At 71.5% G+C, this 17867-nt stretch carries 14 protein-coding genes and 1 pseudogene; 11 read left to right on the top strand and 4 right to left on the bottom strand.

Translation table 11 applies throughout. The annotated features are described in order from the left end of the window. Positions 1 to 75 precede the first annotated feature (75 nt). A complete protein-coding gene (locus tag GA0115240_RS11535) occupies positions 76 to 2391 on the bottom strand; it encodes a bifunctional SulP family inorganic anion transporter/carbonic anhydrase (RefSeq protein ID WP_093736582.1) in 2316 nt (771 codons plus the stop codon). Positions 2392 to 2639: 248 nt separating this feature from the next. Then, complete coding sequence (locus GA0115240_RS11540; protein ID WP_093736583.1) at positions 2640 to 3680, bottom strand: ATP-binding protein; 1041 nt, start codon at positions 3678 to 3680, stop codon at positions 2640 to 2642. 105 nt (positions 3681 to 3785) lie between these two features. Between GA0115240_RS11540 and GA0115240_RS11545 the strand changes: the two genes are divergently transcribed. After that, complete coding sequence (locus tag GA0115240_RS11545) at positions 3786 to 4643, top strand: oxidoreductase (RefSeq protein ID WP_093736584.1); 858 nt, start codon at positions 3786 to 3788, stop codon at positions 4641 to 4643. 140 nt (positions 4644 to 4783) lie between these two features. On the opposite strand, the gene GA0115240_RS11550 is transcribed toward GA0115240_RS11545, so the two are convergent. Then, positions 4784 to 5629, bottom strand: a complete 846-nt coding sequence (locus GA0115240_RS11550; protein ID WP_093736585.1) for an HAD family hydrolase — start codon at positions 5627 to 5629, stop codon at positions 4784 to 4786. A gap of 439 nt (positions 5630 to 6068) precedes the next feature. Here GA0115240_RS11550 and ssd point away from each other — a divergent pair, with 439 nt between their 5' ends. From ssd to GA0115240_RS11585, 7 genes and pseudogenes are all read left to right on the top strand, one after another. Beyond that, a complete protein-coding gene (gene ssd / locus GA0115240_RS11555; RefSeq protein ID WP_093736586.1) occupies positions 6069 to 7178 on the top strand; it encodes a septum site-determining protein Ssd in 1110 nt (369 codons plus the stop codon). Next, positions 7175 to 8329, top strand: a complete 1155-nt coding sequence (locus GA0115240_RS11560; RefSeq protein ID WP_093736587.1) for a TadA family conjugal transfer-associated ATPase — start codon at positions 7175 to 7177, stop codon at positions 8327 to 8329. The genes ssd and GA0115240_RS11560 overlap by 4 nt, the downstream gene beginning before the upstream one ends. A 17-nt stretch (positions 8330 to 8346) precedes the next feature. Beyond that, entirely contained in the window at positions 8347 to 9312 is a 966-nt protein-coding gene (locus GA0115240_RS11565; RefSeq protein WP_237554787.1) for a type II secretion system F family protein, read from the top strand. 395 nt (positions 9313 to 9707) lie between these two features. Next, complete coding sequence (locus GA0115240_RS38020) at positions 9708 to 10121, top strand: type II secretion system F family protein (RefSeq protein ID WP_237554788.1); 414 nt, start codon at positions 9708 to 9710, stop codon at positions 10119 to 10121. A gap of 331 nt (positions 10122 to 10452) precedes the next feature. Beyond that, on the top strand, positions 10453 to 10590 hold the full coding sequence (locus GA0115240_RS11575) for a DUF4244 domain-containing protein (RefSeq protein WP_237554789.1): 138 nt from the start codon (positions 10453 to 10455) through the stop codon (positions 10588 to 10590). Positions 10591 to 10645: 55 nt separating this feature from the next. After that, positions 10646 to 10996, top strand: a complete 351-nt coding sequence (locus GA0115240_RS11580) for a TadE family type IV pilus minor pilin (RefSeq protein WP_370673318.1) — start codon at positions 10646 to 10648, stop codon at positions 10994 to 10996. A gap of 71 nt (positions 10997 to 11067) precedes the next feature. Continuing rightward, a pseudogene (locus GA0115240_RS11585) lies at positions 11068 to 11292 on the top strand (Rv3654c family TadE-like protein); the annotation flags it as partial. 39 nt (positions 11293 to 11331) lie between these two features. On the opposite strand, the gene GA0115240_RS11590 reads toward GA0115240_RS11585, so the two are convergent. Then, complete coding sequence (locus GA0115240_RS11590; protein ID WP_093736589.1) at positions 11332 to 13968, bottom strand: DEAD/DEAH box helicase; 2637 nt, start codon at positions 13966 to 13968, stop codon at positions 11332 to 11334. 184 nt (positions 13969 to 14152) lie between these two features. On the opposite strand from GA0115240_RS11590, the gene bldG reads away from it, so the two are divergent. The 3 genes from bldG to GA0115240_RS11605 all read left to right on the top strand — a co-directional run bounded on the left by bldG (position 14153) and on the right by GA0115240_RS11605 (position 17758). Then, complete coding sequence (gene bldG, locus GA0115240_RS11595) at positions 14153 to 14494, top strand: anti-sigma factor antagonist BldG (RefSeq protein ID WP_093736590.1); 342 nt, start codon at positions 14153 to 14155, stop codon at positions 14492 to 14494. An 83-nt stretch (positions 14495 to 14577) separates the two neighbouring features. Continuing rightward, on the top strand, positions 14578 to 14991 hold the full coding sequence (locus tag GA0115240_RS11600; protein ID WP_093736591.1) for an ATP-binding protein: 414 nt from the start codon (positions 14578 to 14580) through the stop codon (positions 14989 to 14991). Positions 14992 to 15331: 340 nt separating this feature from the next. After that, on the top strand, positions 15332 to 17758 hold the full coding sequence (locus GA0115240_RS11605) for a sodium-translocating pyrophosphatase (protein ID WP_093736592.1): 2427 nt from the start codon (positions 15332 to 15334) through the stop codon (positions 17756 to 17758). Positions 17759 to 17867 lie beyond the last annotated feature (109 nt).

The following is a 17867-nucleotide window of genomic DNA, read 5'->3' on the forward strand; positions in this document are numbered from 1 at the left end:
CAGGGTGTCCCACTTCTCCCGGCTCTACCTCACCAGTCCTGAGGCACCCTGACAAGAGCTCCAGACGAAAATGGTTTAGACCTTTGCGGCGAGTCCCTCCAGCCCCTCCTGTCCGTCGGTGCCCTCCTGGCCAGGCCCGCCAAGGGTCGCGCGGGTACCGGCAAGACCGGGCAGGGCGTTGTCATCCGGCCGCACCGCGGCAAACACACTTGTCGAGCGGTCCACGATGTACGCCTGCGCCTCGCCGACATGGAAGTACATGCCGTGCAGCTGCAAGGTCCCCTCGCCGACCCTGCGGGACACGCAGGCATGCGCCATCAGATGGTCGAGTTGCGTCATCACATTGACCAGAGCGAGCCGCTCCTGATCATCCGCGATCGGCCGGTCGGCGATCGCGACCTGGCCCGGACCCAGCGGCCCCACCCGGCTCAGCCGGGCCAGACTCGGACGGCCGTGCCGCAGCCACCGGGCCAAAGGCGTCTGCGCGCCGGGCTCGTGGTCGGAACCGAGCAGCGCCTGCATCGCGCCGCACCCCGAGTGGCCGCACACCGTGATGCTGGAAACCTGCAGCACCTCCACCGCGTATTCCACCGCGGCGGCCACCGAGTCGCACGACACGTCGGAACCCGGTGGCGGCATCAGATTGCCGACATTGCGGACCGTGAAGAGGTCTCCCGGCCCGCTCGACGTGATCATGCTGGTGACCAGCCGGGAGTCCGCGCAGGTCAGGAAGAGCTGCCCGGGGCTCTGGCCCTCCCGGGCCAGCCGGGCCAGCTCCTCGCGGACCAGCGGGGCCGTATGGCGCTGGAACGCGCTGACGCCGCCGAGCAACTGACCGCCGCTGGTGGCGGGGACCGCCGCCGAACGGGTGCAGTGATGATTGCGCCAGGGAATCCAGGGGCGGCACACATGCGCACTGACCGGCTCGATGACGGTCCGTCCGGCGCCGTCACCCAGCACCGCCCGGCCGCCGTGCGATCGGTGCCGGACGGACCAGGAACGCAGCGCCTCGTAGGCCGCGTGGTCCATGAACGAGCCGTCCAGCTCCACCACCACATTGGCGTCATCGGGCAACTCGGCGAAGGCCCGGGTCAGCCGGGGCACCGCCAGGAACGTCAACTGCCCGGTCACCCGTACCCGGTGGCAGCCGGGCTCCTCGCTGACGGTCACCCGGGTGCGGGTGAGACGGCGCATCGCCTGGAATACGGCGACCGCGCCGCCGACCAGCACCCCCTGCAGCACCCCGAGGAGCACCACCGAGCCGACCGTCGCCGCGTACACCGGGAATTCGCGGTGCCGGTGGATGTGCCGGATGTGGGCGAAGCTCACCATCCGCACCCCGACCAGCATCACCAGAGCCGCCAGCGCGGCCAGCGGGATCGCCTCCAGCACCCGGGAGGCGGCCCCCGCGCAGAGCAGCACCCATACGCCGTGCAGCACCGCGGCCCGCCGGGTGCGGGCGCCCGCCTCGACATTCGCGGACCCGCGCATCGCGCCGCCCGCCACCGGCATGCCGCCGAGCGCGCCGGAGAGCAGATTGGCCGCGCCCTGAGCGAGCAGCTCTCGGTCGAGCCCGGCCGGAGCGGCTTGCGGACCCTGGCGCTGCGAGCGAAGGGTGTCCACCGCCAGCGCCGACAGCAGGGATTCCATGCTGGCCACCAGCGTGACGGTGACGACCGCCGCCAGCAGCCCCAGCAGCGGGCCGTCCGGCAGCGCGGGCAGTGCGGGGGCGCTCCAACTCGGCAACTTGACCCGCGGCACCGACAGGCCGGTGCTCGCAACCGTGGCCAGCGTGACGGCCGCCAGCGGAGCCGGGATCGCCCGCAGTACCCCGGCTCTGCCCCGCAGCCGGGGCCAGCCGAACATGACGGCTGCCGTCAGCGCCCCGATCACCGGGGTGATGGGGTGGCTGTCGACCAGCTGGCCGGGCAGGGCGGTGATGTTCTCGATCGCCGAGCTCTGCGGGCTGCCGCCCAGCACCACATGCAGCTGGCCGACGGCGATGACCGTGCCGATGCCGGCGAGCATGCCGTGCACGACGGCCGGGCTGACCGCCAGGGCGGCTCTGGCCACCCGCAGGGCGCCCAGCAGGATCTGGGCCAGCCCCGCCAGCACGGTGACGGCGCAGGTGGCGGGCCAGCCGTACCGCTGGACGAGATCCGCGGTGACCACCACCAGGCTGGTGGCGGCGCCGGTGACCTGGAGCGGCGCGCCGCCGAGGGAGCCGGCAACGATCCCGCCGACGGCCGCGGCGACCAGGCCGGCTTGCAAGGGCGCGCCGGTCGCCAGCGCCAGACCGAGGGACAAGGGGACGGCGATCAGGAAGACGGTGATCGAGGCGGACAGATCGGATCGGTGAGCGGTGAATCGGTCGAGTGGGTGCAGTCTCATTTCCCGTCTCCTTCGGTGGACGGCGGGAGCCGGTAGCGGGGCGTGATGCCATCGCTACTCTCAAGTGCCAGTAAATGGAGAGTAATGCATCGACTGCGGAGAGTGAAGTCCAGAGGTCTGATCGGGAGTGTATTTACCGCCATCGAGTGAATTGTCGTGAGATTGGCGTGGAGCTGCGGCTACGGTGAGTCCGCGCCGAGGGGTTGGCGAAGGATCTGGCCGCCGGCGGGAGCCGCGGGCGCCGGCGATCAGGCGTGGGCCGGAACCGTCAGAAGTGATTCGCTCAGCACGAACCCGGGGTCGATCTGGGCCGTCAGGTCCGCACCGGTCCTCGCGTTGCCCCAACTCTCGGCATTCCGCTGGTGGAAGTGCACCATCTGGCGGGTGTAGCGCGCCCAGTCCCTCGCCCCGTAGGCCTCGTCCGCGCGGTCGTGCATGGTGCGCAGGGCCCGCCGGTTGGTGTCCTCCAGCAACTCGAAACGCGGGGGGCGGCCCTTCTCCATGGCCCGCACCCAGTCCGAGTGGCCGACGGTGACCAGCAGGTCGTCGCCCACTTCGGCCCGCAGGAAGTCCAGGTCGTCCTCGCCCTGCACCTTGTTGCCCACGACAGCGAGGCTGACCCCGAAATCGCGGGCGTACTCCTTGTACTGGCGGTAGACGGCAACGCCCTTGCGGGTCGGCTCGGCCACCAGGAACGTCAGGTCGAAGCGGGTGAACATCCCGGACGCGAAGGAGTCGCTGCCCGCGGTCATGTCGACGACCAGGTACTCCCCGCGGCCGTCCACCAGGTGGTTCAGGCACAACTCCACCGCGCCGACCTTCGAGTGGTAGCAGGCCACGCCCAGATCAGCCTCGTTGAAAGGCCCCGTCACCATCAGCCGTACGCCCGAAGCGGCGTCGGGGTCACTGCCGCGATCTCCGTCGGAACCCGCGGTCCCGCCTTCGTCGAAGGTGACCCGCCGGGCGCAGGCGGCATAGACCGGGTTGTCCTCCAGCAGACGCAGCAGCCTGGAGCCGTGGCCGGGCGGGGTGGTCTTGATCATGGCCTCGGCGGAGGTGATCCGCGGGTTCGCACCGCGCAGATACTCCTTGATCTCCGGCAGATGGGCGCCGAGCGCGGGCAGCGCGGCGGCCTCCTCCTCGTCGAGGCCGAGCGCGGGGCCCAGGTGCTGATTGATGTCCGCGTCGATCGCGACGACCGTGATGCGTGCCGCGGCGAGGTGACGGATGAACAGGGACGACAGCGTGGTCTTGCCGCTGCCGCCCTTTCCGACGAAAGCGATCTTCATGTTCGGTCAGCGTAGCGGCGGAGCCTTGCTGGAGCAGGTTTGAAGTGGGGAAGGCCACTCGATCGAGGTCGTGTCGCCCTGCGGGGGGTGCGTAGGGTCGGAAGTATGGCTACGAAAGCAGCTTCATTCCCCGCTCCCGAGCCGGTCGACCCACTGGCCGTTTTGGGGGCGCTGCCGGGTGTTCCCGAGGCGGTGGAGTCGGTACGGCAGGCCGTGGACAGGCTCTACGCCCATCGGGTGATGCGCCGTCGGTCCGACGAGGTGGCGTCCGAGGCGGCGCTGCGCGGGGCGCGGGCATCGGCGGCGTTGTCCGGCGCGGACTGGTCGCTGGAAGAGGTGCGCCGGCGCAGCGACTTCTCCGCGGACGACGAGGCCCGCATCGTCGGCGCGGCGCTGCGGTTGACCGCGGAGGCCGGCCAACTCCTCGCTGTCTGGCGGCGCTCGCCCCTACAGGCACTGGCCAGGCTGCACCTGGTGGCGGCGGGCGGAGCCGCTGACGAGGCCACGGTCGGCCGGCCGCGGCTGGCCGGGGAGCCGGTGACCGAGTCGTTCGTCGGGATCACCGGGATTCCGCTGCCGGAACCGCGTGAGGTGGCCGCCCGGCTGGACGGGCTGGCCGACCTGCTGCGCTCGGGAACCGCGGCGCCCGCGCTGGTGGCCGGCGCGGTGGTGCACGGAGAACTGCTCTGTCTGCGTCCCTTCGGCTCCTTCAACGGTCCCGTCGCCCGCGCGGCCGAGCGGATCGTGCTGGTCGGCAGCGGACTCGACCCCAAGTCCATCTGCCCGGCCGAGGTCGGCTTCGCGGAGTTGGGCCGGGCCGGCTATCTCAAAGCCCTCGAGGGGTACGCCTCGGGCACGCCTGAGGGGATGGCCGAGTGGATCGCGCACTGCGGTCGGGCCTTGGAACTGGGCGTACGGGAAAGCGTCGCTGTGTGCGAGGCGCTCCAACGGGGAGCGGCCTGACCGCCGGCCGAAGCGCCGGCGGCGGGTCGTCATGAACGGGGACTTCGTCCGGCCGGTGCGTGGCGGCGTCGGCAGGGTGTCGCCGCCGCGGTGTCTCCCTGGCTGCACTTTTCACTTCTCAAGTCACTTCTCAAGGTGGATCAGGAGGCGGCGATCGGCCGGTGGCGGCGTGCGGCCAGCCATACCAGGCCCGCGGCGGCGGCTGCCGCGCCGACCGCGACGACCGCGAGGGTGGGCCCCGTCGGCATCGACAGCGACGGGATCCGCTGGTTCAGCCGGACGGGACGGCTGAAGGTGAGCACCGGCCAGTCCCGGGCGACGGCCTCTTTGCGCAGTGCCCGGTCCGGATTGACCGCATACGGATGCCCGACCGTCTCGAGCATGGGGATGTCGGTCACCGAGTCGCTGTAGGCGAAGGACCTCTCCAAGTCGTAGCCCTCGGACTCCGCCAGCTCGGCGATGGCTTCGGCTTTCGCCGGACCGTAGACGTAGTGGTCGATCTCGCCGTTGTAAGCGCCGTTCTTGACGACCATACGCGTGGCGACCACATGGTCCGCTCCGAGCATCTCCCCGATCGGCTCGACGACCTCCGATCCGGACGCGCTGACGATCACCACGTCGCGGCCGGCCGCGTGGTGTTCCTCGATCAGCGACGCCGCCTCGTCGTAGATGATCGGGTCGATCAGATCATGCAGCGTCTCCGCCACGATCTCCCGTACCTGCTGGACATTCCACCCCCGGCACAGTTCGGAGAGGTATTTGCGCATGCCCTCCATCTGGTCGTGATCCGCACCACCGACCAGGTACACGAACTGCGCATAGGCGGTACGCAATACCGCTCGTCTGTTGATGAGACCGCCGTGGTAGAAGGAGCGCCCGAAGGCGAGCGTGCTGGACTTGGCGATCACGGTCTTGTCGAGATCGAAGAACGCCGCGGTGCGCGGTGGCAGGTGGTTTTCCACGAGACGAGCATAGGCAACCACCATTCGGCGTAAGCTCAGGCGCGTGGGTTTGCTTGGAGACGCCTCCGGGTACACCATGGAAGTCACGGATCGTTCGCGACCGTGCTAACCCGGTCTGGCTCCTCCCCCCCCGAGTCAGATCGTGGGGACGACCCCCGCTCTCCCCCCCGGCGGGGGTCGTCGCATGTCCGGACACGTTTTGCCCCTGTCGGCCGTGTCCCGCGTCGCCGCCGTTCATGTCGCTCTCCTTCGTATGTGTGTGCGTGTCACCGTGTATGACGCGTGACGGAGCGTAATCGTTTCGGGTTGGAGGGGAACTCACCCGACCGAGTGGCGAAGTTATCCACAAAGGCCGAGTTGTCCACAGATTCCAACCGAGACCGTCTCAATTCCTCGCACTGTCCCAAGCTGATCGCAGGCGAAGCACACCGTGCTCGCATCACAAGCGACGGGGGACAGGGAAATGACAGGAACCACCAAGAACGACCGCTTGCCGACGTCGGCGGAACGCTCCGCCCGACCGTTGATTGTCACCGATGACGAAAGTCTCCTCGACGATCTGCTGCGGCTGTGCGCGGCGGCGGGTACGGAACCGGAAGTCGTCTTCGCGAGCCCGCCACGCGCCACGAGTTGGGACGACGCACCCCTTGTCCTGGTCGGAGCGGAAGCGTCCGGAAGAGTCCGGGGTGCCCCGCGACGCAAAGGCGTGCTGCTCGTCGGACGGAATCTGGACGATCCGGAAGTCTGGCGCCGCGGTGTCGGAATCGGAGCCGATCATGTCCTTTTTCTTCCCGATGCCGAGAGCTGGCTGGTCGACCGGATCGCCGACGTCGCCGAAGGCGTCGGCGAACCGGCACTGACCATCGGCGTCGTGGGCGGGCGTGGTGGCGCCGGGGCGAGCACGCTCGCCTGCGCGCTGGCGATCACCGCTGCCCGGAGCGGGCGGCGCACCATGCTCATCGACGGCGATCCGCTCGGCGGCGGGCTCGACATCATGCTCGGCGCGGAACGCACCAGAGGGCTGCGCTGGCCCGACCTCGCCGACTCGCGCGGCCGGGTCAACAGCGGCGCACTGGAGGAGTCCTTGCCCAGGCTGGACGCGCTCAGCGTGCTCAGCTGGGATCGCGGCGACTCCGTCCTCATCCCGCCGCAGGCCATGCGGTCGGTGCTGGGCGCGGCCCGGCGGCGCGGTGGGGTGGTCGTGGTCGACCTGCCCCGCAGGGTCGACGAAGCCATCACCGAGACGCTTGCCCAGATCGATGTCGGGCTGCTGGTCGTCCCCGCGGAACTGCGGGCGGTGGCCGCCGCCACCCGGGTGGCGTCCGCCATCGGCATGGTCCTGAAAGACCTGCGCGTCGTCGCCCGCGGACCCTTCGACTCCGGGCTTCGCGAGCGGGAGATCGCCCGCCTGGTCGGAGTGCCATTGGCTGGTGACCTGTCACCGGAGCCGGCCCTGGCCGACGGGACGCCAGGTACCGGCCCGCCCGGCGCCTCCGGACGCGGTCCCCTCGCTCGCTTCTGCGGCGCCTTCCTCGAGCGGGCCCTCCCGGGTGTCGGGAGCGTGCCGGTATGAGCACCGAACTCCTGGAGGCCGTGCGGCTCCACCTCGCGGAGCACGGCGGCGAGCCCACGCCGGCCCGGGTGGCGGCGGCACTACGAGCCCGCGGGCGGTTGCTCGGTGACGCCGAAGTACTCGACGTCGTGGCGGCGTTGCGCTCCGAACTCGTCGGCGCCGGCCCGCTGGAACCGCTGCTGGCCGACCCGGATGTGACCGACATCCTCGTCAACGCACCCGATCAGGTGTGGATCGACCGCGGACGCGGTCTGGAGCGCAGCGGCGTCGCGTTCGCGGACGCCGCCGCGGTGCGCCGCCTTGCCCAGCGGCTGGCCACCACGGCAGGAAGGCGGCTGGACGACGCGCGGCCCTGGGTCGACGCCCGGTTGCCGGACGGTACTCGGCTGCACGCGGTCCTGCCGCCGGTCGTCGTCGGTTCGGCCTGCCTCTCGCTTCGGGTGGTGCGGTCCCGGGCCTTCACCCCGGCCGAGCTGGTCGCCGTCGGCACCCTGGACCGTGAGACTGCCGCGCTGCTGCGGGACGTGCTCGATGCCCGGCTCTCCTTCCTGATCAGTGGAGGAACAGGCTGTGGCAAGACGACCTTGCTGAGCTGTCTGCTCGGCCTGGTCGACCCCGGTGCGCGCATCGTGCTCGCCGAGGATTCGGCCGAACTGCGACCTGACCACCCGCATGTGGTCCGGCTGGAGACCCGGCCGGCCAATCAGGAGGGCGCCGGGCAAGTCACCTTGCGGGACCTGGTCCGGCAGGCGCTGCGGATGCGCCCTGACCGTTTGGTGGTCGGCGAGGTGCGCGGCCCCGAAGTGACCGATCTGCTGGGCGCGTTGAACACCGGGCATGAGGGTGGGTGCGGCACGGTGCATGCCAACGCTGCCGCCGATGTGCCGGCCCGGCTCGAAGCGCTCGGCGCCACGGCGGGCCTGGACCGGGCGGCCCTGCACAGTCAGTTGGCGGCCGCCCTGTCTGTCGTCGTCCATCTGGTGCGGGAAGGGTCGGGGCGCCGCCGGCTGGCCGAGATCCATGTCCTGCGGCGGGATTCCGACGGCCTGGTCGCCACTGTTCCGGCCCTTGTCCGCGACAGAAGCGGGCGGATCGACCGAGGCCCGGGCTGGCAGCGGTTGACCGGACTGTGCTCGGCGGGTGCGCGATGAGTCCGGGACCGACACCGATGGCCCTCGGGTGGGCCGCCGCTCTGTGCGCCGCGGTGCTGATCCTGCGCACGGCCCGCCCCGCTGTGGCGGTACGCCGGCGCGCCTTTCGGCTGGTGGGCGGAGCCGAGCACCGGATCGCGCGCTCGACCGGGGAGCGGGCGCGGGAAGCGGCCACGCGGCTGCGGCGAGCCGCGGTGGGAAGACCTTGGGTGCCCTGCCTGGCGCTGGGGCTGCTGCTCGGGCTGATGACCAGGTCGTTGCTGCCGGTGGTGGGCAGTGCGGCCGGCGCGCCTCTGACGGGGCGGGCCCTGAGCAGGCGGGCGGAGCGTGCCGCAGCCGAGCGCGGGCTCGCCGCGGTGGGGACACTGTGCGGCAGGGTGGCAGGCGATCTCAGAGCCGGGAGGCCGCCCCATGCGGCGCTCGCCGACGCCGTGGAGTCGGCGGGATGGGCCCGGATGCCCGAACTCGCCCAGTCGGCAGGGCTGATGCTGTCGGCCGCGCGCTTCGGTGGTGACGTGCCGGGAGCACTGCGCGCGGCGTCCCGGCTCCACGAGGGCACCCGCGGGCTCGCCGCGGTCGCCGCCTGCTGGCAAGTGGCGGTGGACGGCGGGGCGGGGCTGGCAGCAGCCCTGGACCGGGTGGCCGCCGTGCTGCGTGCGGAGGCCGATCAGCGGGAGGACTTGCGAGCGCAATTGGCGGGCCCCCGCTCGACCGCCGTACTGCTGGCCCTCCTGCCGTTGTTCGGGCTCGTCCTGGGCACCGGGCTCGGCGCCCACCCCACGGCGACGCTGCTGCACAGCCCGGCCGGGCTGGTCTGCCTGCTGGCGGGGGCGGCCCTGGAATGGGCCGGCCTCGCGTGGACGGCACGGATCATCCGCGCCGCCGAGGACGGTCACCGAGGCGGACCACCCAAGGAACGCGGGCAGCAGACGGAGGCTGATCCAGTGGTCATGGCGGGGCCGGCCCGAGAGGCGGCGTCATGAGCGGCGGGACCGGATGGGCTGTCCACAGCCTGGGGACGACTGGAGCCGTTCTGGCCGTCGTGGCCGCCGGGCTGCTGGCCCTGGCCGAGCTACGGCAGCGAATGCGCGGTGTCCGGCGAGTGCGCTGGGCGCTCGGTAGGAGGAGTTCGGCGCGGGCGACTGCGGGCGGCGCCCTGCGATTGCACGGGTGGCCGGAGCTGCTGCGGGAGTGGGGGCCGGTGGTCGCTGCCGGGCTCGGAGTCTCGGTGCTGATCGGTGGGCCGCTGGGCGCTCTGGCAGGAGCCGGGGTGGGGGTAGGGGCTAGGAAATGGCTCAGGAGGCGACAGGCGCCTGCTGAGCGGCCTGGAGGGGACGGGGAGGCCGAGGACTCCGAACTGCCACTCTGCGCCGACCTGATGGCCGCCTGCCTGGCCGCCGGGGCCACCCCGGGAGAGGCAGCGGGAGCCGTGGGGCGCTGCTTGGGCGGTCCATTGGGGGACGCGCTGATACGGGCACACGCCGAGCTGCGGCTCGGCGCGGAACCGGCGGAGTGCTGGGACCGGTTCGGCACCCTGCCGGCCGCGCGGGAGATGGGCCGGTGCCTGGCTCGGGCCGCCACCACGGGCAGCGCGCCGGTAATGGAAATGGCCCGACTGGCGGCGGACTGCCGGGCCGTGCGAGCCCGCCGCGCCCTCGCGAGGGCCAGACGCGCGGCGGTGCTGGCCACCGCGCCGCTCGGGGTGTGCTTCCTCCCGGCCTTCCTGCTGGTCGGCGTCGCCCCAGTGGTGATGGGCCTGGCCGGCACGGTCCTCGGGACGCGGATGAAGTGACCGCCGACCGGACCTGACCGCGATACCGGACCTGACCGCGATTCACCTCACCCGGATCCGTCTCACCCAGCGATTCACCTCACCTCGCGGGTCACTTCGAGCTTCGACCTGCCCTTATCCACCACTTCCACCACAACTTTCGATGCGCCTCCGGCGACCGAGCCGGAGAACCGACCAACGGGAGGACCCCCAGATGAAGACGACGAAGGCCACGAACACGATGAAGGCGACGAAGGCCACGGGGCACACACCCGACGGGCCGAGGCGAAGGACGCCGACCTCGGGGCTGGTCCGACGGGTTCGGAGGTGCCGGGCGGCGGCGGAGGCTGGGATGAGTACCGCCGAATACGCGGTCGGCACCATCGCGGCATGCGGTTTCGCGGCCGTGCTCTACAAGATCGTGACGAGCGGACCGGTGCGGACCGCGCTCACCGGGGTCATCGTGAAGGCTCTCCATGTGCCGTTCTGAGCGGCTCGGATCGCGGGGCCAAGGTGACGGCGGGTATGTCACGGCGGAGGCGGCCGTGGTGATCCCGACACTGGTGGCGCTCACCGCGTTCCTGGTGTGGGGGCTGATGGCGGGCGCCGCGCAAGTGCGGTGTGTGGACGCGGCCCGGGCCGGTGCCCGGGCCGCGGCCCGGTCCGAGACACCGGCGGAAGTGCTGCGGGTGGCCCGGGCCGCGGCGCCGAGTGGCGCCCAGGTGGCTGTCGGCCGGGACGGAGACCTGGTGCGGGTGCGGGTCGCGGTGCCGCTGCCCCGATTCCCGGTCCCGCTGGCCGCCGAGGCCGTCGCACTGGACGAGAGCGCTGTCGAAGACGCCGCCGAGGACGCCGAGGACAACGTCAGGGGCGCGAGGGGAGGTGGCCTGCCGTGAGGGGTCGCGCCGTGACGGACCGTGCCGGGCGGGCGGAGCGCGGCTCGGCGACTGTGTGGTCGATGGGGCTGATGGGAGTGCTGCTCGCTCTCTTCGTCGCGCTGCTCCAGCTGGACCGGGCAGTGATCGCCCGGCACCGTGCGGGCGGCGCGGCCGATCTGGCGGCCCTGGCTGCCGCGGATCACGCGCTGGATGGCGAAAAGAGCGCCTGCGGTCTCGCCGCCCGGGTCGCCGGCGCCCAAGGTGCGGCCTTGAGCGGCTGCCGGCTGACCGGGGAGGTGGCGGATGTGGTGGCCGAGGTCGGTGGAGCGCGGGTCGCTTCGCGGGCGGGCCCGTCACTCGCCGCCGGAAGGGCCGCCGACGACCTCCTGAACGCCGTCCGGGGCCACCCGGCTCACGGGGACCGTGCCGGGCTCCGGGGGCGTCCGGGACCCCGTGGCGGGGCCGGCGGAGGTGCCGACTCCAGCGGTCGGTGCGGTTCCGTCGACCATGGCGCGCGGGAAGCTCTCGCTGCCCCCACCGTCGCCGGAGTCCTCGCTGCCGCCACGGATCCCGTCCGCACCGTCCGCCCTTTCCGGCTCGCCGTCCGAGGAGATCCCCGAGGAGATCCCCGAGGAGCCGGCCGGGTCGGTCGAGAGCAGGCAGTCCAGGAGGCGGACGGCGGCCGCCTTGTCGAGGGGATCGTTGCCGTTGCCGCACTTCGGGGACTGCACGCAGGAGGGGCAGCCGAACTCGCACTCGCAGGCGGCGATCGCCTCGCGGGTGGCGGTGAGCCAGCTGCGGGCGGTGCGGTAGGCGCGTTCGGCGAAGCCCGCACCGCCGGGGTGGCCGTCGTAGACGAAGACGGTGGGCAGACCGGTGTCGCCATGCAGCGGTATGGAGACGCCGCCGATGTCCCAGCGGTCGCAGGTGGCGAACAGCGGGAGCAGGCCGATGGAAGCGTGTTCGGCGGCGTGCAGGGCGCCGGGGAGCTCCTCGGGGTGGATGCGTGCGGTGTCGAGCTGGTCGTCGGTCACCGTCCACCACACCGCCCGGGTACGCAGGGTGCGCGGCGGCAGGTCGAGCTTGGTCTCGCCCAGCACCTCACCGGTCAGCAGCCGGCGCCGCAGGAAGGACACCACCTGGTGGGTGACCTCGACCGAGCCGAAGTGGATGCGGGCCTCACCCCACGGCTCCTCCAGCTCGTCGGACAGGACACGGATCTCCGTGGTGTCGCGGGCCATCGTGGAGTAGGGCGGGTCGGCCTGTTCCACGAGGGCCACGTGGTCCTCCAGGTCCAGCCGCCGCACGAGGTAGCTGCGGCCCTGGTGGAGGTGGACGGCGCCGTCGTGGACGGTGGTGTGCGCCGCCCCGGCGTCCACGGTGCCGAGCAGTCTGCCGGTGGCGGACTCCACGACCTGGATGGGCTTGCCGCCCTCGCCGCGGATGTCGGTGAGGTCGGCGGCCCGCTCCCGCCGGGTCCAGTACCAGCCGCCCGCCCGGCGCCGCAGCAGTCCGCGTTCGACGAGCTGCGCCACCAGGGAGGCCGCCTCCGGGCCGAAGAGTTCGAGGTCGGGGTCGGTCAGCGGCAGCTCGGCCGCGGCGGCGCACAGGTGCGGGGCCAGGACGTAGGGATTGTCCGGGTCGAGGACGGTGGACTCGACGGGCTGCTCGAAGATCGCCTCGGGGTGGTGGACGAGGTAGGTGTCCAGCGGATCGTCGCGGCCGACCATGACGGCGAGCGCGCCCTGGCCGGAGCGGCCCGCGCGGCCGGCCTGCTGCCACAGGGAGGCGCGGGTGCCGGGGTAGCCGACCAGCAGCACCGCGTCGAGGCCGGAGATGTCCACGCCGAGTTCCAGCGCAGAGGTGGAGGCCAGGCCGAGCAGGCGCCCGGAGTGCAGATCGCGTTCGAGGGCGCGGCGTTCCTCGGCGAGATAGCCGCCCCGGTAGGCGGCGACGCGGCCGGGGAGCGAGGGGTCGATCGCGGCGAGGCGTTCCTGGGCGATCAGGGCGATGAGTTCGGCGCCGCGCCGGGACCGGACGAAAGCGACGGTGCGCACGCCCTGGATGACGAGATCGGTGAGGAGTTCGGCGGCCTCGGCCGTGGCGGTGCGGCGGACCGGGGCCCCGTGCTCGCCGGACAGCTCGGTCAGCGGCGGCTCCCACAGGGCGAAGGCCAGTTCACCGCGCGGCGAGGTGTCCTCGGTGACCTCGGCCACCGGCACACCGGTCAGCCGGGCGGCTGCCCGCCCCGGGTCGGCGGAGGTCGCGGAAGCCAGCAGGAAGACCGGGTCGGCGCCGTAGCGGGCGCACACCCGCCGCAGCCGGCGCAGCACCTGGGCGACGTGGGAGCCGAAGACCCCGCGGTAGGTGTGGCACTCGTCGATCACCACATAGCGCAGCCCGCGCAGGAAGGAGGCCCAGCGGGCGTGGCCGGGCAGGATGCCGCGGTGCAGCATGTCGGGATTGGTCAGCACGTAGTTCGCGTACTGGCGGACCCACTCGCGTTCCTCGAAGGGCGTGTCGCCGTCGTAGACGGCCGGGCGGACCGCGGCGCCCAGGGGGGCGGCCAGCGCGCTCACCGCGCGCCGCTGGTCGGCGGCCAGCGCCTTGGTGGGCGACAGGTACAGCGCGGTGGCGCCCCGGGGGCCGGTGCCGGATCCTTCCAGCAGGGCGCTGAGCACCGGCGCCAGATACGCCAGCGACTTCCCGGAGGCCGTGCCCGTGGAGACGACCACCGATTCGCCGCGGGCCGCGTGGCCCGCCGCGAGGGCCTGGTGTTCCCACGGACGGTCGATCCCGGCCGCCCGTATCGCGTCGATGACCTCGGGCCGGATGGCCGCCGGCCAGGATGCATGGCGACCGACCCGCGCGGGCACGTGCTCCGTATGGGTGATGCGTACGGCGCGGTCCGCCCCCTCGGCGAGCCGCTCCAAAGCGGTCCGGGGGGACGGGCGACCGTGCGCCGACTGCGGAGAATGTTCCTGGGCCATCGGCACTCAGTGTGTCACCGGCGTGACCGACAATCGCAGCAAGGCGTCGTGCTCGCCCACCGCGAAGTGATTGAATGCCATCGCGGCTGCCAACCATCCCCTACCTTCGGTGGGGAGGCCCCTACTACCGTTCGGTGGGAGAGGCTCGGGGGGAGCCGCGTCGATGCAAGGTGCTGGAGGATCCGTGGACCTGTCCCTGTCGACCCGAACCGTCGGCGATCGAACGATCGTCGAGGTCGGCGGCGAGATTGATGTGTACACCGCGCCCAAGCTGCGTGAGCAGCTGGTGGAGCTCGTGAACGACGGCAATTACCACCTGGTCGTGGACATGGAGGGGGTCGACTTCCTCGACTCCACCGGTCTGGGTGTGCTCGTCGGCGGTCTCAAGCGGGTGCGTGCTCATGAAGGATCGCTGCGTCTGGTGTGCAACCAGGAGCGCATCCTCAAGATTTTCCGTATCACCGGTCTGACCAAGGTGTTCCCCATCCACACCTCGGTCGACGAGGCTGTCGCGGCGACCGACTGACATTTCGCCGAGAGGGGTACCGGACGGGTCGCCGTCCGGGCCCCCGTGATGCCCGCCCATGGACCCGAGGGGGAGGCCAGGCCATGCCCACCGTAGAACTGCTCTTCAGCGCCCAGCCCGAGCACGTGCGCACTGCGCGGCTCGTAGCGGCACAAGTGGCGCGCCGGGCGGGGGTGGACGAGGCGGCTCTCGACGAGGTGCGGCTTGCCGTGGGCGAGGCCTGCAGCCGGGCCGTCGGCCTGCACCGCAGCAATGGCGTGCAGGAGCCGGTCCGGGTGCTGCTCAATGAGGAGGAGAAGAAGTTCTCCATCGAGGTGGTCGACGAGGTGCCCGGCAACGCCACCGGTTCGACCCCCGACAGCGGCGACGACGCGCCGGCCGATGACGAGGGCGAGATGGGCCTGGCCGTGATCAGCGGCCTGGTCGACGACGTCGAGGTCATCGAGGGCGACACCGGCGGCACCATCCGCATGAGCTGGCCCACCGTCTCGGCCTGAGTGCCCGGGCTGCCCCGAGTGCCCGGGCGGTGACGCCTGAGCCCGAGCGTCCGGCCATGAGCGCGCGTGCCTGAGCGCCCGCGTCCCGGTGCCTGGTCGCCCCGGCCTCCGTGTACCCGAAGGCAGGCGGCCCGGACAGCGCGATCGGCCCGCTGCTCCGATTTCTGACCTTCATTTACCGTGGGATTCCGAACCATTCCGTGGGAATTCCTTACCGGCACCCTTTTTTGATCTTCGGCTGCTCCCTACAATCCCGTCCATCTTGCTCAGCTCGCCTGAGCGTGGCGGCTCGTGCGCCGTAGGAGCCGCACGCCCATGCGCCAAACGTCAAGGAGGACGAATGGCGGGGCCACTCACCCACCACACGCTTGCCGCCGGGCCGGTATTGACCAGCGGTAACCAGGTGCTCGTATGGATCATCGCGGCGGTCGCCCTGGCCGCTCTGGGGCTCGCCTGGGTGCTGGTACGTCAAGTGCTCGCGTCGGACGAAGGCACCGACAGCATGAAGAAGATCGCCGCTGCCGTGCAGGAAGGCGCCAACGCCTACCTCGCACGGCAGTTCCGCACGCTGGGGATCTTCGCTGTCGCCGCGTTCTTCCTGCTCATGCTGCTGCCGGCGGACACTTTGTCGCAGCGGATCGGGCGGTCGATCTTCTTTCTGGTGGGCGCGATCTTCTCCGCGGTCACCGGTTATGTCGGAATGTGGCTCGCGGTCCGCAGCAATGTGCGGGTCGCCGCCGCGGCACGGGCGGCGACACCGGAACCCGGTGAACCCGCGGCCGACCTGACCACTGTTTCGCACCGGGCGATGAAGATCGCTTTCCGGACCGGTGGCGTGGTCGGCATGTTCACCGTGGGACTCGGACTGCTGGGCGCGTCCGCCGTCGTATTGATCTACAAGGCGGACGCGCCGAAGGTGCTGGAGGGATTCGGTTTCGGGGCGGCGCTGCTGGCGATGTTCATGCGGGTCGGCGGCGGCATCTTCACCAAGGCGGCCGATGTGGGCGCCGACCTGGTCGGCAAGGTGGAAAAGGGCATCCCGGAGGACGACCCGCGCAACGCCGCGACCATCGCGGACAACGTGGGCGACAACGTCGGCGACTGCGCGGGCATGGCCGCCGACCTGTTCGAGTCGTACGCCGTCACCCTGGTGGCGGCACTGATCCTCGGCAAAGTCACCTTCGGCGACTCCGGTCTGGCGTTCCCCCTGCTCATCCCGGCGATCGGGGTGCTCACCGCGATGGTCGGCATCTTCGCGGTCGCCCCGCGGCGCTCGGACCGCAGCGGTATGACGGCCATCAACCGCGGCTTCTTCATCTCCGCGGTGATCTCCCTGGTCGGCGTGGCCATCGCGGTCTACGCCTACCTCCCGTCGTCGTACGCCGACCTCAAGGGCGTGGATTCCGACATCTCCGGCCACCACGGCGACCCGCGCGTCCTGGCGCTGGTCGCGGTGGCCATCGGCATCGTGCTGGCCGCGGTGATCCAGCAGCTGACCGGCTACTTCACCGAGACCAGCCGGCGCCCGGTCCGCGACATCGGCAAATCGTCGCTGACCGGACCCGCCACCGTGGTGCTCTCCGGCATCTCGCTGGGCCTCGAGTCCGCGGTGTACTCGGCGGTGCTGATCGGCCTGGCCGTGTACGGCGCCTTCCTGCTCGGCGGCACTTCCGTCTGGCTGGCGCTGTTCGCGGTGGCGCTGGCCGGCACCGGGCTGCTGACCACGGTCGGCGTCATCGTGGCCATGGACACCTTCGGGCCGGTCTCCGACAACGCGCAGGGCATCGCGGAGATGTCCGGCGACGTGCACGGCGAGGGCGCCCAGGTGCTCACCGACCTGGACGCGGTCGGCAACACCACCAAGGCCATCACCAAGGGCATCGCCATCGCCACCGCGGTGCTGGCCGCCACCGCCCTGTTCGGGTCGTTCAAGGAGGCGGTCGACACCGCGGTCAGCACGGCGCATCCGGCCGCGTCCGACGCCCGCTGGCTCTCCCTGGACATCTCGCAGCCGAGCAACCTGGTCGGACTGCTGTTCGGGGCGGCGGTGGTCTTCCTCTTCTCCGGCTTGGCCATCAGCGCCGTCTCCCGGTCCGCGGGCGCGGTGGTCTACGAGGTGCGGCGGCAGTTCCGCGAACACCCCGGGATCATGGACGGCACCGAACTGCCGGAGTACGGCCGGGTGGTGGACATCTGCACCAAGGACGCGCTGCGCGAACTGGCCACCCCCGGCCTGCTCGCAGTCCTCGCGCCGATCGCGGTCGGCTTCTCGCTCGGCATCGGGTCGCTGGCGTCCTATCTGGCCGGCGCGATCGGTGCGGGCACCTTGATGGCGGTGTTCCTGGCCAACTCCGGCGGCGCCTGGGACAACGCCAAGAAGCTGGTCGAGGACGGCCACTACGGCGGCAAGGGCAGCGAGGCGCATGCCGCGACCGTCATCGGGGACACCGTCGGCGACCCGTTCAAGGACACCGCAGGCCCCGCCATCAACCCGCTGCTGAAGGTGATGAACCTGGTGGCACTGCTGATCGCCCCGGCGGTGGTGAAATTCAGCTACGGAACGGACGCCAATCTCGCGGTCCGGATCCCGGTGGCGGTAGTGGCCGTGCTGATCATCGTGGTGGCGGTCTACATCTCCAAGCGCCGCGGTATCGCCATGGACGGCGATGTCGACGGCGACGGGGAGAGCCGGGACGACGGCGAGCTCGTGGTAGGCGAGGACGGTTCCGCGGTCCCCGCCTACCGGTCGGGCACATCGGCCGTCTGACCGTCGGCTCACCCGACAGCAAGACAGCAAGACAGCAAGACAAAAAGACAACCCGAAGATCCGATGAGGCATCACGGCGGCGGGCGACCGGTCCGAACCGGTCGCCCGC

Source organism: Streptomyces sp. DvalAA-14, assembly GCF_900091855.1.
Classification (GTDB): Bacteria; Actinomycetota; Actinomycetes; order Streptomycetales; family Streptomycetaceae; genus Actinacidiphila.